We start from the raw sequence: 24038 nt of genomic DNA on the forward strand, positions 1-24038 counted from the left end.
AGGTTGTTGAGCCTTTTTTCTTTTTAACAAGGGCAATAAAATAAACCCCAAAGATCACAAAGTAATATGAGCTTATTGTACCTTATCGAGGTACTTTGAGTAGCCTTTGTGGTAAAAATTTTACACAAATCGTTCTCGTTTTTGCATGTTGATTAAACTCCAAAGAATTGAAATGACAGAGCCGGCAACAAGCATCATTCGGTTTTGAGAGAGTACATTTTGCCAAATGCTGTAACTCATATCTCCGGGAACATCGAAGGGGTTTAAGAAAATGTTCCATTTGCTTGCTTGGAGAGTTTCTGAGAGGATAAAAAAGACGAGGCCGATAATTATCATCACAACTGCGGCCCCACTCGCATTTTTAATAAGAGTGGCCAATAAAAATGCCAGACTGGCTAAAAAAAGTAGGCAGTACATCAGTTCGTAAACCATATGAAATACCGATATGCGAATAAGGGTAAATACTGTGATCCATGACATCAGACACATTAATAAAAACAAAAGTAACACGCTAAGTGCAAAACGGACCAAATACACTTTATACCTATAGTTGGGAATACCGAATAGAATTTCGAGCATTCGGCTATCCTTATCGCTTTGTATGTTGTAGATAACGGGGTAGAATAAAATCAGAATTCCCGGAAATATTAAGCTTCCGTAAATGTCTGCTTCATCCGGACTTGAATCAGTAAACAGCATGATGCCTGTCACCATCAGGTAAAAGGCAAAGGCGGCAATCAGGAAATAGATGAATTTATTCGCAAATATAATTTTGATGTTATAGCGTATAAAATCGGCTGTAAGTATCAGTTTTTCTTTCATTGTTATTGTTTTTTTACCACAAAGGGAACCCAAAGTACGACACAAAGTCGCACAAAGTTTTTTGTCATTTTAGTTTTTGTATCCACAATAGTGTGACCGCAACGCTTTATTTTTATGTGTTTCCCATGAACTTGCCTGTTTTTCTTTGTGTACTTCGTGATATCCTTCGTTTACCTTCGTGGTTAACCCTTTTTTAATTTTTCACCACAAAGGGAGCCCAAAGTACGGCGCAAAGTCACACAAAGTTTTTTGTTGTATTGTAAATATTCTTAGTGATCAAATCATCTTTATTAATTCTTTTTTAGCTGTTTGACTTATTTCTTGTTTTCCTTTGTGTTCTTCATGAATTCCTTCGTTTACCTTCGTGGTTAACCCTTTTTTAATTTTTCACCACAAAGGGAACCCAAAGTACGGCGCAAAGTCACACAAAGTTTTTTGTTGTATTGTAAATATTCTTAGTGATCAAATCATCTTTATTAATTCTTTTTTAGCTGTTTGACTTATTTCTTGTTTTCCTTTGTGTTCTTCATGAATTCCTTCGTTTACCTTCGTGGTTAACCCTTTTTTAATTTTTCACCACAAAGGGAACCCAAAGTACGGCGCAAAGTCACACAAAGTTTTTTGTTGTATTGTAAATATTCTTAGTGATCAAATCATCTTTATTAATTCTTTTTTAGCTGTTTCACCTATCTCTTATTATCCTTTGTGTTCTTCGTGATATCCTTCGTTTGCCTTTGTGGTTAAGCTTTTTCTTCTTTCTCGTTTAGCAAACACAAATAAGCATCTTCCAAATTTGCTTTTGTATTTACAGCATTGTATCCTGGATATTCATCGGCCAAGCAGCGAACACGAATCTGATCTTTGTCGCGCATATGATGAATGATGACGTGCTTGGTTTTTAACTCCTCGAACTCTTCCAGAGATACTGTTAGCATCCACACTTTTTTATCGGCAATTCCGGCCATGTGAATCGGTTCGCCTAAATATTTCAGTTCCCCTTTTTTCATTACACCAACGCGGTTACACGAACTGGCAACATCTTCGATAATATGGGTTGAGAAAATCACGATTCTGTCTTTACTAAGTTCAACCAATAGGTTTCTGAATCGAATTCGCTCCCGAGGATCAAGTCCGGCAGTAGGCTCATCAACCACCAATATTCTTGGCAGGTGAAGAAGAATTTGAGCAATCCCGATTCGTTGCTTCATTCCCCCTGAAAAGGAACCGATCTTATTGTCTTTCTGATCGATCATGTGAACGGCTTTCAGAACATATTCCACACGTTCCCTTCTTTCGGCATTGTTATTCAGTTTTTTCAGAATTCCCATGTAATTTAAGAAATCCCAGGCACTCATATTTTCATACATACCAAATTCCTGTGGCAGATAACCTATTAGTCCTTGTAACTCTTCCCGCTTTTCGATTACATCAATGCCGTTAATGGTAATTTGTCCGTAGCTCTGTTCCAGAATACCACAAATAATTCTCATCAGGGTAGATTTACCAGCACCATTCGGCCCAAGTAATCCGAACATTCCGTTTTCGATATTGAAGGATACTCCCTTAACTGCTTTAAACGGAATTTTCTTTTTCCCGATGATTGGGATGATTAAAACGAAGCGGTAGAAGAATTTACGAATCCCGCTGAATCGACCTTTAACCCGGTTAACATTTATCTTTTCGCGATAAATTTTATTCGAAGATACTTTTATCAGCAAAGCCAGATACCAGAAAAAGGCCAGAGGAATAATGAGTCCAAGCAGCTCGTATTTCTGATAAAAATACCCGAATACGAATACTGGGAATATCCAGTAAATGATTTTATGAATTGCATAAATAAATCGCCGTATCCATTGCTTACTGCTTTCTTTTTTTAGATGATTACGGTACTCCATAACCGGCGCCATAAAATGCAAAAGCATAATTTGGAATAGGATAGACAAGCCCAGTAACCAATACTTGTTTTCGAGATGATAGTAAATAAAAAAGATGAAGAAACCAGCCAGAGGCAATTGCCAAATTAAGGTAACGAAATCACGCAGGGAAGAATAGGATTCTTTTAAGCCCAATCGTTCTCTTATTTTAAGTCCCGATTTCCATTCACGGGTAAAACGACCATCCCACTCGTATATTTTTACCAAATTTCTGATCTCGATGTGCAGTGCTTCATCAGGATCGATCAGCTTTTCGTTGGCTTTTCGCAAACTGGTCTGAATAAAATAGATGCATGCCGGTACCGATAAAAGAAGGAGTAAGAAAGTAATTATCTGCCAAATCTTGCTATCCACTTCGGTGTAAATAAAATACGTTCCGATGATCCAAATGGCCATTTGAACAGCTTTTACCAAAACGGGCTGACTCTGTATCCAGTTTAAGCTGGTTCGCAAGCCTACGTAAAGAGTTGGGATAAAAACCAGGGTGAGAACTGTACTTAAGCTTAGGCCACCAATAACGGTAATGGCAAAAGGAGCTCCCAATTGTGTTACATATTCTCCACGCCCAAGAGCCAGCGGCAGCAATGCAATAATGGTGGTGATGGCTGTAATCAGAATAGGGCGGATTCGTGCCAATCCGGCCATCATTAAAGCTCTAGATTCCCGATATCCTCTTTTTTGAAGCACATTGGAATAATCGATCATGATAATTCCGTTGTTCACCACAATGCCTAAAAGAATGATTAATCCGATAAAAACATTCGCGTTCATCAGCGGAGTTCCGGTTAAAATTAATGCTATCAGCGATCCGATGGCGGCCATAGGAATGGAAAACATCATGACAATTGGCATCGTAAACGATTCGAATACGGAAGCTAAGATCATAAATATCAAAATAATCGCCATCAGAAAAAGAAAGCCAAATTCAGCCAATGTGTTTTCTTCATGAACAATCTCGAGCGCAATGCCCGAAGGAATATTCATACGCGCCACCAATTCGTCAATTTCTACCCGCGAGGCAGTTAGGAGATCTTTTTCGTCGTTTATTTCATCAATAAATCGATATTCAACTTCGAGTTGTTTTTCCTGATTTGTTCTTTTTATAGTCGACAAGCCGTCGGTAAAATTCAGATTGCTGATATTTTGCAATTCGAATTCGGCACCTTGCGTTCCTCTTACCACAAGCTTACGCAGATCGGCAGCATCTCTTGTTTCCTGCTCCGTATCACCTAGTGTTTTTATGATGATATCGTACTCTTCGGTGCCTTGTTTGAATTTTACACCACTTGAAAATTCTTTTTGGAAGGAGTTCAATTCCGACAATACCGAGTTGACCGGAATATCGTAAATAGCCATTATTTGTTTGTCCAATTCCAGAACCAATTCGGGACGTTTGGCTGGATTTCTGACCGAAACATTTTGAATGGAGCTTAGTTGACCTAAATAGTACTCTAAATCTTCCGAAACGTCGAGCATTTTATCGAAATCCTGACCTTTAATAATCAGCTTTTCTTTCTGGGTTCCCATGCCCAACATTTGCATGAAAGCATTGTCGCCACCAAATCCTCCACCACCTCCTCCGCCAAATCGGCGGCTAGTGGCCGGAGGATCCCAACTAAAGGATGCCCGTGGTAGATTATCAACACGTTCCAGAATATTTTTCTTAATTCCAGGCACCGAAAGATTCTGTTTGTCCCTGTAATCATCAACAAGTTTGATGGTTAAGATTGCTTCCTCTTCGTAAACCTGACTGGTGATGTCTTTTTTCTCTTGAATTGAATCCAATCTTTGTTCTACTTCCCGAATTAATAAATCGGTGTTTTCGAGTGTGGTTCCCGCAGGAAGTGTCACGTAAAGTTTCAAATCTTCAGTCTCAGCTTCCGTGTTCGAAATCATGCTTAAGCCTAAACTGATCAGTAAAGTAATGAAAAACAGTCCTAAGGCGGCGAGAATAGTTTTCCCGGGAAATCGCATGCACGATTTAAGTGTTACTAAATAGATTTGTACCAGTCGGTTGTGTAATGAAATGTTTTCGAAATTAAGGGTACGTGAAGCTTTTTTTCTTTTCAGGAAAGAGTGGGTAATCATTGGAATCAGAAGCAGAGCAACGACTAAGGATACCAGCAAAGTGGAGATGATGGAAACTCCTATGTGTTTTCCCATTAATCCGATCAAGAAGTTGGATGAAAACAGAAAGGGTAAAAATACGGTGATTGTTGTTAGTGTCGCTGCAAAAATGGATCGCCAAACTTCTCTGGTTCCCTGAATAACTGCCGTGTCCGGATCTTTATTTTGACCAGCCAAGCGGTAAATGTTTTCGAGAACCACAATGCTGTTATCGAGCAGCATACCAATTGCGAGCGCCATTCCCAAAAGGGTAAGGGTGTTGATGCTAATATCGTAGGCATAGAAAAAATTAAATGCGGTATAAACCGAAATCGGTATCGCCAGGGCAATTACAGCTACCAAACGAATATTTTTAAGGAATATCCAAAGAACGAAAATTGCCAATATTCCCCCAATTAAGGCCAGCTCGATAATTAAATCGATATTTGTTTTCATGGTTTCGGCACTGTTCGTTTGCACCACCATGCTAATATCTTTGCCTGCGAACTCCTCGTTTATCTCTTCAATTTTTTCAATTACATTGTCTGCTAAATCGATAATGTTCGATTGAGAATCTTGTGTTAGTTGAAGGGTAACGGCTTCTTTTCCGTTCACCCGGCTGTAAGAGGTTTCTTCTTTAACTCCAAAATGAATGTTTGCAATGTCTTTCAGTTTGATATTGCCAGCTTCTTTAACAACGAGTTCATTCAATTCTGAAATGTTGGAAAATTCGGAGACAACATTAACAAAGTGCATCTTGTCGTTTTCGATAACATTCCCAGCAAAACTCCGCATGTTTTTGTTTTGATTAAGAACGGAGCGAACATCCGAGGGACTGATGCCATAACTCTTGCAAACATCATCTTTTAGGATGATCTCGACGGATTTTTCGCGCCCTCCAAAAACAGCAACATTGGCAATGCCATTAATGTTTTGAATTTTATCGACTATTTCATTTTCGGTAACTTGGCGAACCCGGTCAACACCTCCACCTCCACGAACCTGAATATTCATGAACATGTTGGTGAGTTGTTCCATATCGACTTTATGCACCTGCACTCCGAATTCCTGTGGAAGATCTTTCCTTTTTGCCGCAACTTTTTCGGCCAGTTTTAAATAAGCATATTTAAGATTGGTTCCCTGTTCGAAAGAGATTTGGATGCTTCCTCTTTGTTGACCGGCAGTAGAGACTATCTTTTCAACGCCTTCCATTCCTCCAACCACTCCTTCTAAAGGAATAATTGCTTCACTCTCCATATAGCGTGGATCCACCTCCATACTAGTTCCCACCTGCACAAACAGCATAGGAAGTGTTGCGTTTGGAAGCAATTCAACAGGCAATTGCTTGTAGGAGAAAAACCCCAACATGCTAAGTGCTGTGAAGAGCATTGCAATTAAAACCTTTCTTTTTATAATGAAGTTCATTTTATTCTTTTTAATCAGTCCTGTTAAAGTCCCCTCTTGAGAGGGGATACAGGGGAGTGTTTTTATGTAATGAACATCCCCCTAAATCCCCCTTGAAAGGGGGACTTTTAAAAATTCTTTTCTTATATATAGTAACTCCTTTGTTCTGGCGTTCTCCCTTTCCAGGGGATATGTCCGAAGGACAGAGGGGTGTATTATTGTCTAAATCTGTTTATTCCATTGTGTTGTTTGATGTTCTATTCCCCGATTTCGAAAAATAGCTTTGCATGTTATCGAAAATATAGTAAACACAAGGAATAACAACTAAGCTTAGAAGCGTTGAGGTAACCAAACCGGCAATTACCGCTATGGCCATTGGAGCCCGTAAAGCAGCACTTTCACCAAAACCAATGGTTAGTGGCAGTAAGGCCAAAATTGTGGTGATACTGGTCATTATGATTGGGCGAATCCTGTTTTCTCCAGCCATAATTATCGAATCGCGTAAGGAATTTCCTTGTTCTTTGAATTGGTTAATGGCATCTACAAGAATTATGGAGTCGTTCACTGCTATTCCTCCGAGCATTATTATACCAATATAGGCCATGATATTTAGAGGCATTCCCAAAAGGAAAAATGCCCACACAGCACCAACACCAGCCAACGGAATGGTTAGAAGAATGGTGAATGGGTGAATGAGGGATTCAAACTGAGAAGCCAAAACCATGTATACCAATATAATAGAAAGCATCAAGGCAAAGCTTAAATTGGAAAGTGCTTCCTGTCTTTTTTGTTCTTCACCAATAAGACTTACCTGATAGCCTTGTGGCAAATCAATATTTGAGAGTTTTGTGTTTATTTTGTCAATCACCTGATCAAAAGCAATTTCGCCACGAATGTCGGCACTTATCTTCCCAATTCTGGTCTGATTTCTTCTTATCATTTGTTTTGGTGAAGATGATTTTTCGATGTGTGCAACTTCGTAGAGTGGGATTTCCTTTTCACCACTTTTAAGCAGAAGCGTAGGCAATTCGGAAAGACTTGTTTCAGGCATTTGAATGGTAATGTCATTCATTTCTCCTCCTTTTTCGAATTTACCTGCATTTTTGCCCATCAAAACATCTTGTAACTGACCGGCAATCCCTTCTGTGCTCAAGTTAAACATGCCTGCTTTGTAGCGATCAATTACCACATTTACTTCAGGAGCTCCTTCTTCAATATTGGTTTTTACATTTGTCAAATCGGGAACCTGAGTCAGTAGGTCCTTAATTTCAATAGAGAGCTGTTCCAGAACTTTCATGTCTTTTCCTTTCACTTCAACTTCAATTGGAGCACTTTCTGTTCCAATGGTCGATTGCAGAGCTGTTTCATCACGAATAATGGAAATTTCAGCATCAGGAATATCACTGACTAATTGACTTACATTTTCGAGAATGGCTTCCGATTGAGCGGTGTATTCGCTCTTTAAACGAACCTTGATGCTGGCCGTATTTTCGTTTTGAAATACAGCTTTATCGGTAGCAGAACTACTTCCCGGACCAATTTGCGTGTAAACAGTTTCGAAATAATCTCCCATGGATTGTTTTAGCATGGATTCAATGGCTTCAACAGTTTCAGATGTTCTTTCCAGTTGAGTTCCTTCCTTCAATTGAATATTCAGACTGAATTCGCCGATTCCGCTTTTGGGTAAGTATTCATTTCCAACATAGGGGAAAATAAGACCTGTGAGTACAATCAATATACCTGCAGCACCAATTACCAAGCTTCGTTTGTTTAGCAAATTGCCCAGTAAGCTTCCGTACCAACCAATTTTTACTGATTTAAATTTTATGTTTTTCCCCTTTCCCTTATAGGCGTAATGAAATAACATGGGAATCATTAAAATGGCTACAAAAAGCGATGCGATTAACGAAAAGGCAACGGTCCATGCCTGATCTTTAAACAAAGCACCCGAAGCACCATGCATATACACAATTGGCAGAAATACAACAATTGTGGTAAGAGTGGAGGCGACAATAGCACCTCCAACTTCCGATGTTCCTTCTATGGCCGCATCTTTCACCGAGAGACCGAGCTCCATCTTCCGAAAGATGTTTTCGATGACTACAATGGCATTATCTACCAACATACCGGCGCCTAAAGCCAGACCACCCAATGTCATGATATTGAGACTTAGTCCGTTAAAATACATTAGATTAAAGGTGGCGATGATAGAAACTGGTATTGCAAAACTGACAATCGCTGTTACTTTTATTCTTCGTAAAAAGACAAAAAGAACCAAAATGGCGATTAGAATTCCTATTAGTGCTGTTTCTTCTACTTCATCAATTGCTTTCTGAATGAACAGACCTTGATTTTGCACCACGATAAACTGATATCCCGGCAAGGCTTTGCGGATAGAAACCATTGTTTTTTCGAAATCTTCAACTGCCTGAACTGTATTCGAACCTGTTTCTTTGTAAATGGATAAACCAATGCATCTTTCACCGTTGATTCGAACAATATTTTGTGCCTTTTTTGCTACAAAACTTACTTTGGCAACATCTTTTAAAAGGATGGGTACTTTGTCTTTTATCAGAATTTGATTGCCTGCACTCATTGATGTTGGAGATGAGGCTGTTTTTGTTCCGACGATTACATTTTCAATTTCCTGAACGCTGCGAATTAAACCTGCCCCTTTAATGATGTATTTGGTTCCCATCTCAACAATGCTTCCACCTGAAACATTTTGGTTCAGGCTTCTTATTTTCTGAACAATTTGATCGATGGTTATTTGGTGGGCATCCAAAAGATATTGGTTGGTTTCTATGCGCACTTCCTTTTCCTGTGTACCAGTCAATTCTACTTCGGCGATTCCCTCTAAACGAATCAACTCGTTACGGATATAATTTTCACCAACCTTTCGCAATTCATCCATGTCTTTAATTTCCGGATGAAGCATTCCGATGATTAAAATCGGGGATGCATTGGGATCGTGCTGTGTAATGGTGAATTCATCAATTTCGGTGTTCTGACTGTAGGAGGTAAGTGCTTTTTGCAAATCCAGAAAAGCTTCATCCATATCGCTTCCCCATGTATACTCTACGGTCACCCTTGCCGAGCCAACCATGCAAACCGATGAAACCTGACTCACGCCTTTTTGTCGGATGGATTGGGCTTCAATATTTTCAATAAATTGCTTTTCGATCTCTTCAGGAGGACGTTCGCCGGCTTTTATTTCCACAAATATGCGGGGAGCGTTCATTTCCGGGAACAAGTCAACATTTAATTTGCCGAGCGACACATATCCCAAAAGCAATATTCCCATAACAATCATGGATACTGTTACCGGGTAATTGACTGAAAATTGAGTAATTTTCTTCATTTTGAAAGCAATTTATAATTGAATGGCAGAGGCTGCCATTTGATGTTGGATGCGAATTGAAATTTGTGGCGGATTATTTTATCACCTTTATCTTTGATCTGTTTCGAAGAGTTTCAAAGCCTTTCACAACCAATCGATCTTTCTTTTTTAATCCGGAAATCACCTGTACTTCCTTAGGATTTTCCAATCCAAATTCAATGACACGTTCCTCGGCCAATCCTTTGTTTACTACAAAAACGGTATTTCCTTTTTGTTTGTTCAGAATCACATCCTTTGGAATCACAATGGTCGTGTCAGCTCTCGCAACTACAATTTCACCTTTGGCAAACATGCCCGGGCGCAACAAAAGTTTAGAGTTGTTGATATTGATAACAGCTTTAAAAGATCTGGTTTCCGAATCGATGGCAGGAGATAATTGAGCAAGAACACCTATTAAAGTATCACCGGGAATGGTGTAATTGATTATATTAACCTGTTGTCCTTTTTTAACTGAAGTCATGTTCTTTTCCGCTAAATTTATCTCCATGTGAAGCTTGCTGTAATCCATAATGTCTAACAAGTCAGATGAGGCTTCAATTCGGGTATTATCAGTATGGTAGATTAGGTTGGTGATTGTTCCGGAAAATGGGGCTTTCACCTTTAGTTTAGCCAATCGGAATATGGCATCTTCGTAAGAATATTTGGCATTAATCAGATCGATTTCAGCATTTTTCACTTCCGAAAGAGTAACACCACCTTTTTCATATAGCGATAGTTGCTTTTCCGATACTTGCTGTGATATTTCTAAGCGAAGTTCCAAAGCCTTAATTTTAATGTTGTTCTCGTATTCTTTGTCTTCAAGAACAATAACATTGGTTCCCTCTTTTACGAAATCGCCCAGGGCAAATTGACGACCGGTTGTTGGATTAATTTGCAAGTGGTATTTTCCAGCCACGGTACTTTTAATACTAACTGTTTTTATCGGATTTACGGTTCCTGTTGTGCTGATGAATTTTTCAATACTCCTGGATGTAATTTCCTGAACGGATACCTGAACTGCGATGTCTTTGTTCAGATCAGTTTCCCTATCATTACAAGCAGAAAATAGAGCAATGCTTAGAATGAAAAATGCGATTCGTTTCATATTTATAGACTTAGTATGGTATATCATGATTGAGTTTGTATTTATTCGATGATCAAATTTTCTTGTAATTCCTGTGGCACAAAGGATCTGTCGTTTTCAAAATCCCAGAGCGATTGAATTTTCAGGTTTAGTAATTCCAATTTGTAGTTGATCAGAGAGTTAGCCATATTCATTTTCTTTTCGGATAATTGATTTTGAAATCGCTCCAAATCAATACTGGTTAAATCACCGTTTTTATATCGCTCTAAATTGATATCGTAAGTCAGCTTAGCATTCTTTTCATTTTGCTTGGCAATATCTATTTGTTGTATTAGGTTTTGAAGATTTCGGAAGATTTTTCGAATGTTAATGGTAATGTCGTTGCGCAGGCTGTTTTTGTCAATCTCGCGACTTTCTATTTCCAGTTCGGCAGCTCTGATTCGTGCTCTGCGTTCTCCCCAATCGAAAATAGGAATGGAAAAAGTAACACCAACGCGAGGACTTTTGGTTGGTTTGTCGTAAACATCGGCCAGATTTTCATTATTGCCCATAATACCAATCGAAAGGCTCACGTTACCTCTGAATTCGTTTACCGATGAGGTTTGTATTAAATCAAATTTTGCGTTGTTTAAATCGATCTCTCTTTGTGATAATTCTAATCGTTGGCTCAATCCATTTTCAATGGCTTTTTCAAGATTTACAACTACAGGAACGTATTTAATATCTGTATTTACTGCGATGTCATCGTACAAGGAAATTCCCAGCAAAAGTTTAAATTCATCTTTGGCATTTTCCAGGTTTACCCGATTGTTGTCGAGATTCGATTTACTGGTTGCGTAATTTAATTCGGCCTGATAGAGTTCTTCTCTTGCAGATAATCCACCTTCAACTTTACTTGCGATAATATCTTTGCTTACTATTTGGTTTGCAAATTCTTCTTCAGATATTTTTAAGGCCATTTGTTTCTGATAAATGGAATAAAATGCCTGATTTACCTGCCTTTCAATATTTAGCATTTGTATGGAGTAAGCCAAAGTTGCATTTTCAAGATTTAACTCATTTCGGGACAAATCCATTTTGGTTTTGTTGAAGGTGAAAAGTGGCTGATCATACTGCAAATAAAGCGAGTTGTTATATCCGGCATAGTTGGAGTTGCTTGCCTCTGAATAATTATCCTGATACCCGAATTCATTCTGCAATGATAATCTACCATCGGAAAACTTGATAGGCTGGGAAACGGTAAATGTTCCGCTGGCTTTTTTATTTTCGGAGGTATTCCAAGTAGAGAAATAATCATTGTACGATTCTGTTTTGTCGTAGGATATTGGTGTGACATCAAAGGAAAAACGAGAACGTAGAGAAGCCAATTGGGCATTCAGTTGCTCCTTGTTTTGTTGCATGTTGATTCTCGATTTTTTAATATCGGGACTATTTTCAAAGGCGATGAGAAGAGCTTCATTCAGAGTAATATCTTTTTGAGCCTGAGTATATAAAGAGCTAAATAGAATTGCTCCGGCACATATTAATATTCGTAACAATTTTTGTTGTGGTCTAGTTGTAATCATGCCTTCTATAATTTGTAAATTTTATTTGTTTTCAACCCATTTAATTGCATCAGCAAACAGAAAAGCGCCTGCCGATTTGTTTGTCAATTCTACTTTTGCGTTTTCCGGATTTATAAAGAAAGTACCCAGGTAATTCCAGCCATTTTCTAATTCCTGATCATTTTTATTTATTTCTTCGACTCCGGATTCATGATATACTTTAAAATTATAATCAGTCTTTTTTTGTTGATTTCCTCTTCTTCCCCAATGTTCTACTTTCTCGATGTGACAATACACATCATACTGTGCACTATTTGTAAGCTCAGCGGTCCAAATTGCAGAACGATTCCCTTGTCCGGATTTGGTGAAGAATGCAGATTTTACGTATTTTCCGAAGAAGCCGGAACGTAAAACGTTTTTCCATTCATTAGGTGGATTCCAGGTACGCAATCTTGAATATTCATGCTCGGTAATTCGTTTGTCATCAATCCATTGTTTCAGATAACTTTTGTTTGATACCTGTACATATTCAAAGCCTTTGTCCTCATTATCAACCACGAATTCATTCGATGATAAAATTCCGTCGAAAGGTTCACTGTCTTTTATATCATTAAAGAAATTGCCTTTTTTGGTCTCATCAAATGAGGAGAAATCATAAATCAAACTATTGGGTAAATTTTCCGAAATATGTGTAGACACATTCATTCTTCCTGGTTGAGAAGGAAATACAAAGCCTACTTCTCGAGCTGAATTCGCAGGGATGAAAATACTTTTTGTAAAAGCAGGTTTGTCGTCCCCTGAATTTCTCCGGTTTCGTCTTCGATTTTGATCATTTAATTCAATGCTAACCGAAACAATTCCATCCACCGGTTCCGGATTTGAGATCTTATATCGAATTTGGTATTTAATATGGTCGCCTTCTTTTACTTTATAGGTTTCCAGATCTTTAATTAAAAAGCCAGGTAGTTTGTTCGTTGTATACCAATTTTTCACATCAGCCTGAACTGATTCCCCATTACGAGCCAGAAGTAAACTGTCGAAATTGCTAAAGCTAAATTTGCGATGTTGGTTTTCTTCGATATAAGCTTTTAGCAGGGAATTGAAATTGTCCTCACCGTATCTTGCTTGAAACAGAGAGAACAGATGAATCCCTTTGGCTCTAAAAATATCATTTAAATAGATTTGCTCATTATCGTCCTTCGACGCTCTGATTCCTGATTTTGTGATGTCTATTAATGACGCTTTCTTTAATTCAAGATTAATGCGTTCTTCTTTACTGATTCCATCAAATTGCCAACGATTTTGTGACGATGAGCTGGCATTTTTTTCTTGCAGATAGACACCCAAAGCAATATTTAGAGCCGGATATTCCTGAGAATACATTTGTGTTGAGAAGCCATAGTAATTCGGAAAAGGCGAATAGGTATTTCTATCAACATTGTCGAATTGATACCATTCGTTTGGGGGTGGCATAAAATTTCCGCGCACAAATCGTTTGAAAATACGAGCTTGCAATTCTTCATCCGAGACTTCTTCGTTATCCCGTTTCATCCTTTTTTCGAATCGATTCTTTCGCTTTTTAAAATCAGTTTCCTCCATCACAACTCCTTTTTCAGGATAGAAAATGATTTCGGGCTGAACAGCATCACTGCTTATCGACCAAATGTGTTTATCCAATGCAAATTGAATAGGAACTTCGGCTAAAGCGAATCGTTTGAACGGATATTCCAGATCTATTTGGCTTTCGTACTCATTTTTCAATTCTCGAATAAGGGCAGGCAAACTATCTTGAATAACATCAAAATGCTTCAGATAAAATTCATTTCCACTAATGCTGTAAATTGAGTATTCTAACGAATCGACCTCGATGCTATGTTTCCGATAATCACCAATTAGCAAACTAATTTTTGGGAGAGCGTATTCTGGCTGAAATTCAAAAACTCCGTCTTCAATTTTGCGTGACTCGCCTTGAGAAACGGGAATCAGATTCTTCGATGTTTGAACTTTTAAAGTATAATTTGTAAAATCGGGCGAATGTAAAGCCGGATTGCTGGAAGAATAGCCAACTCCTGAAATAGGATACCATAAAGCATCGCTTGTAAGACAGACAAAATTATCTTGTAAGTAAGAGAACCGCTTACGGATTCGAAACATTTGTGCTGTAAAGTTGTCTTCTGTCAACTCCGGATTTAAATCTAGAAAATGTGTTCGTTCATCAATTGAGCCCCTGTAAATGATATACAGTTTTGAACTGTCTTTTTTCAGAATGGGTTTGCTTGGAATTATTTTTAGTAAATGAGTTTGTCTTGTGAAATCTACATCTTTGCCGTTTTGAAGAACCGAACTTACAGTCAAGTTTGGATTTAAACTGAAAAGAAGAGTATCTAAATTCGAACCTGAATTATTGCAAATTTCAAGTTCGGCTTTCACTGATATTTCTTCACCGGTATGCGTAAGATCAATAACACAAGATGTAACTTCTGACTTAGGGAATGAAACGTATTTGTTATTCAGGCTAATCAGTTCATCTTTAAACTCCTGATTGTCGATATTAATATCGATGTAAGTCTTGGCTAAAACCCCTCCGATTAAAAAACTGATTATTGCCAAATAGATGGGAAGTGAAACCAATCTTTTCGATTGAGGCAGGCGATTTAATTTGGATATAGTGAAGAGAATAAAACCAATTCCCAGAAAGAAATATATTCCTCGGTGAATAGCTACTTCGGCTATATTTCCAAACCCTCCAATGGTAGAATTCATCATTGGTACCTGATAGGCAATGTAATCGAACAGGTGATAGAATTTTGTGTTTAAATAGAAGATACTTAACGCAATGTATCCTAACAAAATGATAAAAGTGATGGCTTGGTTTTTCAAGAGGATCATTAGAAAGAAAGCCAATCCAAGAATATAAACCAGTGTTGGTATGGATATTAAAAGAGGATAATAAAATACAACCCAGGCGCTTTGTGAAGAGTCATTACTTAAAAATGAGAACCCAATTCCCATTAATAGAATAATAAAATTGAGGATGACGAAAACACCTGTGATTCCGATAGTTTTTCCCAGAATGTATTCGCTGTTTGTCATCGAGCGCGCATAGATTACTTCTACCGTATCGTTTTTACTGTCCTGCTTTAAGAACTCGGAGGCTAAAAATACAGCAACAATTGCCTGGCCTAAATTTAGAATAATGAGGTTGGCATAAGGAATTGCTGCGGGTAGTGCCCTGTATATCCAAGGAGCGTTACTATTTTCGACAAATGCAGCAACGTTAAAAATTCCAATAAATAAGACGGAAAGTCCTGCAAATATCCTAAAAAACCATGATCGAAGAAGAGTTCGGGTTTCGTATTTGGCTACAGTGCGTATGGTGTGGATAGAGATCATTTTCAAATTGCTAGATTAGTGCCGAAGACATTTCCATGAAATAAACGTATGCATGTTCCAAAGTTGGTTCCAGCTCAATTGCATTGGCAAATTGACTGCCGTCTCCAATTAACTGAACATCCCATCCTTCTTGCGTTGGAATCGTTGAAACCACGGCATATTTATCTTTAATCAGATCGTATTCGTAGCCTGAAGTACTCACTTGCCAAACATGTCCGCGGGCTTTTTCAATAAGAGCCTCCGGGCTTCCTTTAAAAGCAAGCTGTCCGTTGTTTAGTAAGGCCAGATTGTTACAAATGCTTGAAATATCTCCAACAATATGAGTAGATAGTATGATGATCACATCTTGTTGACTCAGTTCTGATAATATATTTCTAAATCGTATTCTTTCCTCTGGATCAAGACCAGTTGTTGGTTCATCAACAACGATAATTTTTGGAGAGCCGATTAATGTTTGGGCAATTCCCAGTCGGCGTTTCATTCCTCCAGACAGCTTATTCGCATCTCTTTCCCGAACATCGAATAAACCTACCTTATCAAGCCATTCGTCAACTTTATCTCTTCTAATACTTTTTTTTCTTATCCCGGAAAGAGAGGCCGCATAGTCTAAAAATTCCCATGTTTTTAGTTGTGAGAAAAATCTAAAATCCTGAGGTAGATAGCCCAACATGCTTCTAATTTCTTTCCTGTTTTTTTCTAAATCAAATGAATCAATTGAAACAGAACCCACGCTAGGCTTCATTAGCGTAACCAAAATTCGCATTAAGCTTGATTTCCCTGCACCATTTGGACCAAGCAAACCAAACATTCCAGTACCAATTTCCAGATTAATAGTATCCAGAGCTTTTTTACCGTTTGGATAGATTTTACTTAGGTCGTGAATATTGATTTGCATCTATATAGTGGTTTCAAAGTAAATAAGGCAGACGAATATTAGACTATGGACAATAGAAAAGGTTTAATTATAGTCTATCAATCAAATTTACAATTTATGGTTAACAATACTAGTCCATTAATTCGTTTTTCGACAAACAGGATAGTTTACCTGTTCTATACAAAGTATGAGACAAGAAATGAGAAGAATAGGTTACAGATTTTGCCAAATTAATCTTCTTTCTTTTGAGAATTGAGTTTTTGTGAGATTCCCTAACTGGTAGGGAAATAAAATTTAAATTATTAATTGGAGCAACAGATCTTTTAATAGGTTTCCTTTTTTTAGTTTATTCTTTTTATCTTTATTAAGATTAATTACAAATAAAAGGAGGCGCTGTGAGTATTTTTTTAAAAAATGATCCATCAGATAAATTAGACTTTACACCATTGGAATTGGTGCAGGAAATGGAGAAAAGGAAGGATTTTCTGATGCTTGATGTCCGTGAACACACGGAAATTAAAATTTGTCATCTGGAAAATGCAATACATGTTCCCATGGGCCAGATTCCTAATAAATTAGAAGACTTACCTAAGAATAAGGACTTAATCGTTTTTTGTCATATGGGGGTTCGCAGCAAACAGGTTATGAATTATTTGCGAAAAAATGGATTCTCACGTGCATTTAATCTAAAAGGAGGCATCGATCGTTGGTCGGTAGAGGTTGATCCAAAGGTTCAGAGGTATCGATAGAAAAAAGTAGCCCCATTTGAATTTAAATGGGGCTGATTTTATTTAATAAAAATACTTTGCTTTAGCACGATAGGTTCTCCATTGTCTGATATACCTTCAATAGTTAATTCATATTCTCCCTTAACATCACTGGCAATAAATTCCAACTCAAAATTCTGATCTTTTTTTAGGGTTATATTTGGCTCCCAAAGTAAATCAGTCCTGAAATCAGGAGTATATTGCTCGTAAGAATCTGGTTTTTTATTTAAAGAATAATTTGTGGTAAATAATGGAAGATAATATCGTTCTGTATTTAGTGGCAATTGATTTATCTTACAATCTTTGTCATTGGAAATGACATGTATTATTCCATAGAAATGAGCCTTCCCATAATAGTATTCATATGGCATTACTTCAATTTTATCAATTTCCGAGGGTCTTTTGTTTAGAATAATTCTTGGGTCAGATATAATTAATCCATCATAAAGAACTAGTGGTGCAGAATTCATCACAGTCAATTGATCAGGACTATAGACATTGAAAAAAGTTTTTTTCTTGTGGTAGCTTATTTTTACAGGCGCAATAAATTCATGAAAATATTCCTCTAAAGAGTCCAAACGAATAAAGTTGTCAATTTTTATTGAAGAGTAAGGCTTCCCAAAGAAATTGCTCTGGCTACGGTACAAAATGGTATCCTTGGATTCGTTAAATGTTTCTTGATTATAAATGTTTCTAATTCTTGAACTTTCATAAATATTTTTAAGAAAATCGAGTTGTTCTGCATTAAGATCTTTTTTATTCCAATGAGCAGGAGCAAAACCTTTTTGATTAAATTTCTCTTTTAATTCAATAGTACAATCTTCAGTGACTCCGTCATTAAGCTGAATCGAAATGTCATGCAAGCCTTTTTGTAAAGGAAGTTGAAAGAAAAATTTTCCGTCTTGATTTGTTCTGAAGGTACTTATGTCAGCATACTCACCAATTTTTGCCAGATATGTATTTTGTTCAGCAATAGCCTTTTTAGTATTTCGGTTTTTAATTTGACCTTCTAGAATATAAGCTTCCTCTTCAGGATATTGATCAGAATTAACAACATAATTGGGTTCTATTTTCACCCAAATAGATTGTAATTCATTTTTTTCAATCCAATCTTGTTTAGGAATTTTTTTTAATTGGTCAAAATATTTGCTCATCGAAGCTCCAAAGGCGGAGTATAAATTAAAGTAGTCGATTATAGTTGACGATAATTGGAAAGGTTCTTTTAATTTAATGCTTGCAGAGAGAGAGACAATTTCGGAATCATTTGTAAAATCAGTAAGATCTAAATTAAGTTTTATTTTTTCCTGTGATTTAGTATTAATGGGTGGGTTCTCAAAAAACCTACCTTTATCATAGTTCGATAAATGAATAACTGCTTGAGCTAAAATCTCTCCATCTAAATTTTTCACAGAAACACCACAATTAGGAGAATTAATTTCCTTTTTGTGAATTAGAAACTCCCATTTGTTGTCTTTTAATTCAATTGTCTGATCAACAATATCTCCTTTACTTGTGCAGATTTGAAATTTAAGGCCTTTAGGTGATACTGATGAATCATTGTTTGATGAAACTGTGAATCGGATGTATCGATCCAGATCTTCAACTGAAGAAGTAATTGTAAATTGATTCTCCTCACTCGTATTGCTTTTAGGTTGTAGCAGGGTTCTCTTATTATCTTTCAAATCATAGAAATGAGTTGATCCTTTTGTAGATTTTAGACTATCGACTCTGTTATTTATCAGGTTGTAGTTATTAAACACGAAAATTGGCGTTACACTTGTCAGTTCTCTTGAGGTGGTGTTCATCCAATGTGTGTATGCATTAATCGCATAGTTTCCCGTTGATAGTTGATCTGTAATTAAAAAACCACCGTTTCCCATTCCTTGATTTAAGATTACCTCTTTTTGAGCAACAGCATAACCATTTTCGTCTATTAACTCCAGATAGGCAACTTTACTTAGTTTGGATAATTTTTTTGTGACAGAATTTAAACAGTACAATTTAAACAGCACAGATTCTCCGGCTATAAATACATTTTTTTGAACATGAACATGGATTTGTTCACTTTCATGGCTTGTATTTTCGGCTTTGCTTGTAAAATTAATAGCTTGGGAAGCTATTAAAATAAGAACTATATATATTGAGATTTTATTTTTCATAGCTTTAAAATTCAATGTTATATGAAATGGTAGGGATCGCGTTTCCAAATATTGATAGTTTATATCCGACTACAAAAGAATCTTCCGATCTAAAATAAACGGAGTAAGCATTATTACGCGCTGTAAGATTATACAAACCAAAGGTCCAGGACGTATGATATGCTTTGTTCTTTTTCAAATTACCTTCAACTAACAAAGAGATATCGGTTCTAAAGTAATTTGGAAGACGATATTCATTTCGTTCAGAATAGTAAATAATTGGAATTCCTTGTAGCCTGTATTTGGCGATAGGATAGGTAGCAGGTCGACCCGTGTGATACACTAAATTGGTCGAGAATATAAATCTTCTGGAGAGTTTAAAGCTGAAAAAGGCTTTGATATTATGTGGTTTGTCATACGGTGCCTTATACCAATCCCCATCACTCACCGCAAACTCGCCGGTTTTATCTTTCGATTTTAAATAACTTCTGGAATAAGTATAACTGACCATGGCGTTGAAACGGCCTTTGTTTTTTCGAAGAAATAATTCAAGTCCATAATTTTTCCCTTCGGCATTCAATACTTCATTTTCAGCGTATTTATTTAAAAATAATTGCGCTCCATCTTTGTAATCTTTAGCATTTTGAACCTTTTTGTAATAAGTTTCAGCTGAAAATTCCATTGTGGAATTAAAAATATTTTTATAAAATCCTAAAGAAACCTGATCTCCAATTTGAGGTTTTAAGTACTTGTCGGAGAGTTTCCAGGTATCTGTTGGCGAGATAGAAGTGGTGTTTGATAAAAGATGAATGTATTGACGTGTCCTATTATAACTTGCTTTTATTGATGTGCTTGGATTTAATGCGTAATTAATAGAAATACGATATTCAGGACCATGATATATATTATTCAAACCTGCAGACGTGCTTAGTGTGTCTAGAATATTGTAACGACTTGTAATTCCATCCAAATATGTTAATTCTTCCCTTTTGCCCATATTACCATATAAGGAATATCTAATTCCTGCTTCTGCAGTAATACTCCCTATAAATTCGTGTTTAATACCTACGAATAACGCAGACTCAAGACCGCTTTCTTCTGGCAAATTGTTTTTACTCACAACAGAACTTTCAGAATAAGGTTTCATGTCTCCCGGACTTATATTGTAATATTTCAATTCTGTTCCCATGTCTATATTTGTATATAGATCCTTCTCGTAATTGAGGAAAGCCTTAAAACCACCTTCATTTACCCGATGCGTTAATTTAAAGGCATTGTTTGCAATTTCAGTGGCACTCATGTCATAAGAGAAACTTGTGAAGTATCCACTGTTATTCATCTTTAGCTTTTCAGAAAAACGATGTCTCCAATTTAATGAGCTAACAAAATTATTGAAGTTATATATAGTGTCGGAATGCAATTGGAATTCATCTTTACTATTATAGTAACTAAGTTCGAATTGATTGTTCGGGTTGGGTTTATAATTTATTTTTCCATGCAGGTCGTAAAAGTTCGCTTTTGAGTCCACTAATTCTTTTGAGTCTATTTTATCCACTATCCAGTCGGAATAGGTGAATCGGAAAGAATTCATTATTGAAAGTTTGTTTTTGAGTAATGGCACATTCAAAAATGCTTTCGTTGTAATAGGACTAATTCCAACTTTACCATTTATTTTATTATCTATTTGATTATTCGAATGAATATCATAGGTTGAAGAAATTCTTCCGCCAAACTGAACAGGAATACTTGATTTATATAAACTTGCATCCTGTATCATGTCATTATTAAATGCTGAAAAGAATCCAAAAAAGTGAGCTGGATAATAAATAGGAGCATTGTCAATAAGTATTAGGTTTTGATCGGCAGAGCCTCCTCTAACATTAAACCCAATTGATCCTTCTCCAGCGCTTTCCACGCCAGGCAACATCGTTGTACTTTTTATTATATCCGGTTCTCCAAGGGCCGAAGGTAAAGATTCAATATCTTTTGCCTGAATATATTCTAAACCCATTGATGTTCGCTTTACTTTGTCGTCTTTTGCTAAGACACGTATTTCATTAATAGTTTGGGTTTCACTGATTAACTGAATGTCAATTCGACCATCACCCCGAAGATTAATTTTTCGGGAACTGGATTTTAGTCCCATAAATTTAAAGTGTAAAGTGTAAAACCCTGGGGGAAGATCTAATTCAAAATAACCATTCTTATCAGATGTTACTCCTTTTGTTAGATTCAGAAGATATATTTCAACACCTTTAAGGGGTTGAGAGCTTTCAAAATGGCTCACCTCACCAAATAATTTTACTTTTTTCTTGCCAAGGGCAGTTCCAATTTCATGAATTTTATACTCTTGTTCCTGCAAGTTTGAAATATCTTTATTTTCCTCAACGTATTCGACTTCTTTTGTTGTATTAGCCACTTTTTCCTGAAGACTGAATTCTTGTTTGATATTTTCATATTTGGTAAGTACAATTAAATTGTCTTTTGCAATGAACCTTAATTGTGTGCCAGCGAAAATGTCTGTGAGAATATCTGTGATATTTTCATTTGAATAAGACTTTTTAAGTCGAATATTTTCAATCCAAGTTTTATCAAAAAATATTTTTATTTGATATTTTTCATTCAGGTCATTTGTGAATTCAATGAATGTCATTCCTTTATGACCAATACTAATTTCTTGTTCGCCTATTGCCAAACATGGGAAAAGTATGAACAAACTATATACTAATAGGAGTGCTTTTTTCATTTTCCGTAATTTTATTGGTCAAATTTGATTAGTAGAAATATTGCGTCTAATGGTTTGTGTCTATTTATTTTTAGCCGTTTAAGTCGAAGGTATTGGTTCATTTCTTTCTTTTTGGAAGGAAAGAAAGAAATGATGTCATTTTTGTTTCTTACGCTATTCAACTTGCCTTCGTATATACTATACATACTAGTGTCATCTATATAGTTGAAGTGTTTTGAACCATTTTTTGAGTCAAGAATTCTCAGTTGATTATATTTAACGACATAGGTTATTTTTGAACTTGTGAAAACCTGATAGTAGCTGGTTGGGGATAACTCTTCGTGAATTAAATCTCCTCTTTTAAAATGATAATTTATATTGTTATCAAATACAGTAAATCCTTCTAATAAATAAGGATTTACAACAATATTACATGTCGTGTTGTTCTCTGTTTGAATGGGAGTTATTATTTGATCTATTGAGATGTCATAGAAAAAATTCAAATTAGTATAGGTTTGTCCCTTAAATACCATGCTCCCATTAAGCTCAAGTTTTTTCAGAAAAAATTGTTCTGCTTGTGCTATCGAGTAGTTAGGTATCCAAATCTTTCCATTTATAATATTTTCACTGTCAGTAGACAATTTGGGTTGACCAAATGTATTGGGGCAAATTCCTGCAAGTAGCAGAATAAGTGTGAGTAAGTTTAGTAATTTAGTTTTCATGATATTTTTTTTAGGGCCAAAATGAAGGTTTATTTACTGGATGAACAATATTACATTCGTAGCATTCATTTCTGCGAGCTATAAAAATTGCAGTTCCATTATCAGACATTTCTCTGAGTACATGAAATATCGCGGGATCAGGAGGATACACTCTAAATTCGACAACATTACATTCTTCGGGATAATTTGCAAATTCAAGGGTGAAATTATTTTCCGTGAAAAATTGATGCTTTCTGCTTGTGGATGATACTTCGAAGTATCCAATAGCCATGCATTCTTCATTACACCCAGTTATATTCCCCTCAATATTTGCGGGGGTAATATCGTAAAGAGCACCTTCTGAGAAGTTAACCGACTTAATCTTTTCCCAGAACTCATAATTGCTTTGTGATGTTGAAAACAGGGTGATATCAATTAGATAGTTGTATAATAATTTCACCTCATTAATAAATATGGTTGAGGTTGGTTGGTGAGAAATAAATTTTAGATCCAAGTTTGAGGCATCGTAAATATTTACTAATGGAAAAGTAGTAACAGGGTAGCAGATTTTACTTGGATTTTCAGTAAATGTTTCAGTATTTAAATTTTCAGGAGATCTCCATTCGTAACTTTCCCGGTATTCCCATCTTAAATAGTTGGCTTTTTTATTATTAGTCTCTGCATTAAAATATATTTTTACTGCTTTTTGTTTTTCCGTGACACTAATAATCACCTCTTCTTCTTTTCCGTAGATCGATTCTACTTCAAAAGGTGGGGGCATTTTTTCAGGAGTTGATTCGTACTTTTCTCCTGTAATAGTTTCTATTTCGATCCAATATGTTTGGCCAACAGTTCCTTTTATAATATTATTTACAGTTTGATAAACACCGGGTCTAATTTCCTGAAAAAGTTCACTGTTTCCTGAAGCATCATTTAAAATAATGATTGCATCTATCTCAGGATTCAGGCTATCTGCCTTTAATAAACCGACAGTTCTAAAAAGTCTCAGCTCGTATGGTCCTGATTGGTTCGTAATTTTCCCATCAACCACAAGAATTGTATCTTCTGATATACTATCAAGAAAAAACTTTTCTGTACAGGAACTCAGAATTAGAAGACTGATTAATACTATGTATCGTGTTTTTGGTATCATTTAATCGAAATCAG

12 protein-coding genes are annotated in these 24038 nt (G+C 36.4%); 1 reads left to right on the forward strand and 11 read right to left on the reverse strand.

Features of this window, described 5'->3' with window-relative positions:
• Positions 1 to 120: 120 nt before the first annotated feature.
• The 7 genes from ALGA_RS10070 to ALGA_RS10100 all read right to left on the reverse strand — a co-directional run bounded on the left by ALGA_RS10070 (position 121) and on the right by ALGA_RS10100 (position 16561).
• The gene (locus ALGA_RS10070; RefSeq protein WP_096429192.1) at positions 121 to 822 is read right to left on the reverse strand and encodes a hypothetical protein; all 702 of its coding nucleotides are present in this window, start codon (positions 820 to 822) and stop codon (positions 121 to 123) included.
• A 740-nt stretch (positions 823 to 1562) separates the two neighbouring features.
• Positions 1563 to 6287 carry an efflux RND transporter permease subunit gene (locus tag ALGA_RS10075; RefSeq protein ID WP_096429193.1) on the reverse strand — a complete coding sequence of 1575 codons (4725 nt, stop codon included), beginning with the start codon at positions 6285 to 6287 and terminating at the stop codon, positions 1563 to 1565.
• Positions 6288 to 6498: 211 nt separating this feature from the next.
• Entirely contained in the window at positions 6499 to 9627 is a 3129-nt protein-coding gene (locus tag ALGA_RS10080) for an efflux RND transporter permease subunit (RefSeq protein ID WP_096429194.1), read from the reverse strand.
• Between the two features lie 73 nt (positions 9628 to 9700).
• Complete coding sequence (locus ALGA_RS10085; protein ID WP_162845427.1) at positions 9701 to 10750, reverse strand: efflux RND transporter periplasmic adaptor subunit; 1050 nt, start codon at positions 10748 to 10750, stop codon at positions 9701 to 9703.
• Positions 10751 to 10791: 41 nt separating this feature from the next.
• Positions 10792 to 12294: a TolC family protein gene (locus ALGA_RS10090; RefSeq protein WP_096429196.1), complete on the reverse strand. Its 1503-nt coding sequence runs from the start codon at positions 12292 to 12294 to the stop codon at positions 10792 to 10794.
• A 21-nt stretch (positions 12295 to 12315) separates the two neighbouring features.
• On the reverse strand, positions 12316 to 15666 hold the full coding sequence (locus ALGA_RS10095) for a golvesin C-terminal-like domain-containing protein (protein ID WP_096429197.1): 3351 nt from the start codon (positions 15664 to 15666) through the stop codon (positions 12316 to 12318).
• 10 nt (positions 15667 to 15676) lie between these two features.
• Positions 15677 to 16561, reverse strand: coding sequence for an ABC transporter ATP-binding protein (locus ALGA_RS10100; protein WP_096429198.1), 885 nt, complete (start codon positions 16559 to 16561; stop codon positions 15677 to 15679).
• A 374-nt stretch (positions 16562 to 16935) separates the two neighbouring features.
• Here ALGA_RS10100 and ALGA_RS10105 point away from each other — a divergent pair, with 374 nt between their 5' ends.
• Positions 16936 to 17289 carry a rhodanese-like domain-containing protein gene (locus ALGA_RS10105; RefSeq protein ID WP_096429199.1) on the forward strand — a complete coding sequence of 118 codons (354 nt, stop codon included), beginning with the start codon at positions 16936 to 16938 and terminating at the stop codon, positions 17287 to 17289.
• A 38-nt stretch (positions 17290 to 17327) separates the two neighbouring features.
• Here the strand turns inward: ALGA_RS10105 and ALGA_RS10110 are convergent, their stop codons facing one another.
• The 4 genes from ALGA_RS10110 to ALGA_RS10125 are packed head-to-tail and all read right to left on the reverse strand — an operon-like array spanning position 17328 to position 24024.
• Positions 17328 to 19466 (reverse strand): hypothetical protein, encoded by a 2139-nt coding sequence (locus tag ALGA_RS10110; RefSeq protein ID WP_096429200.1) that lies wholly within the window; start codon positions 19464 to 19466, stop codon positions 17328 to 17330.
• A gap of 4 nt (positions 19467 to 19470) precedes the next feature.
• Entirely contained in the window at positions 19471 to 22191 is a 2721-nt protein-coding gene (locus ALGA_RS10115) for a TonB-dependent receptor (protein WP_096429201.1), read from the reverse strand.
• Positions 22192 to 22202: 11 nt separating this feature from the next.
• Positions 22203 to 22892, reverse strand: a complete 690-nt coding sequence (locus ALGA_RS10120) for a hypothetical protein (protein WP_096429202.1) — start codon at positions 22890 to 22892, stop codon at positions 22203 to 22205.
• 10 nt (positions 22893 to 22902) lie between these two features.
• A complete protein-coding gene (locus tag ALGA_RS10125; RefSeq protein ID WP_096429203.1) occupies positions 22903 to 24024 on the reverse strand; it encodes a DUF4249 domain-containing protein in 1122 nt (373 codons plus the stop codon).
• Between the last annotated feature and the right edge of the window lie 14 nt (positions 24025 to 24038).

This window comes from Labilibaculum antarcticum (genome assembly GCF_002356295.1).
Taxonomy (GTDB): domain Bacteria; phylum Bacteroidota; class Bacteroidia; order Bacteroidales; family Marinifilaceae; genus Labilibaculum; species Labilibaculum antarcticum.

Coding starts and splice junctions, on each gene's coding strand:
- ALGA_RS10085 (WP_162845427.1), bottom strand. CDS start 10,750: ATGAAACGAATCGCATTTTTCATTCTAAGCATTGCTCTATTTTCTGCT.
- ALGA_RS10080 (WP_096429194.1), bottom strand. CDS start 9,627: ATGAAGAAAATTACTCAATTTTCAGTCAATTACCCGGTAACAGTATCC.
- ALGA_RS10070 (WP_096429192.1), bottom strand. CDS start 822: ATGAAAGAAAAACTGATACTTACAGCCGATTTTATACGCTATAACATC.
- ALGA_RS10125 (WP_096429203.1), bottom strand. CDS start 24,024: ATGATACCAAAAACACGATACATAGTATTAATCAGTCTTCTAATTCTG.
- ALGA_RS10100 (WP_096429198.1), bottom strand. CDS start 16,561: ATGCAAATCAATATTCACGACCTAAGTAAAATCTATCCAAACGGTAAA.
- ALGA_RS10120 (WP_096429202.1), bottom strand. CDS start 22,892: ATGAAAACTAAATTACTAAACTTACTCACACTTATTCTGCTACTTGCA.
- ALGA_RS10095 (WP_096429197.1), bottom strand. CDS start 15,666: ATGATCTCTATCCACACCATACGCACTGTAGCCAAATACGAAACCCGA.
- ALGA_RS10090 (WP_096429196.1), bottom strand. CDS start 12,294: ATGATTACAACTAGACCACAACAAAAATTGTTACGAATATTAATATGT.
- ALGA_RS10115 (WP_096429201.1), bottom strand. CDS start 22,191: ATGAAAAAAGCACTCCTATTAGTATATAGTTTGTTCATACTTTTCCCA.
- ALGA_RS10110 (WP_096429200.1), bottom strand. CDS start 19,466: ATGAAAAATAAAATCTCAATATATATAGTTCTTATTTTAATAGCTTCC.
- ALGA_RS10075 (WP_096429193.1), bottom strand. CDS start 6,287: ATGAACTTCATTATAAAAAGAAAGGTTTTAATTGCAATGCTCTTCACA.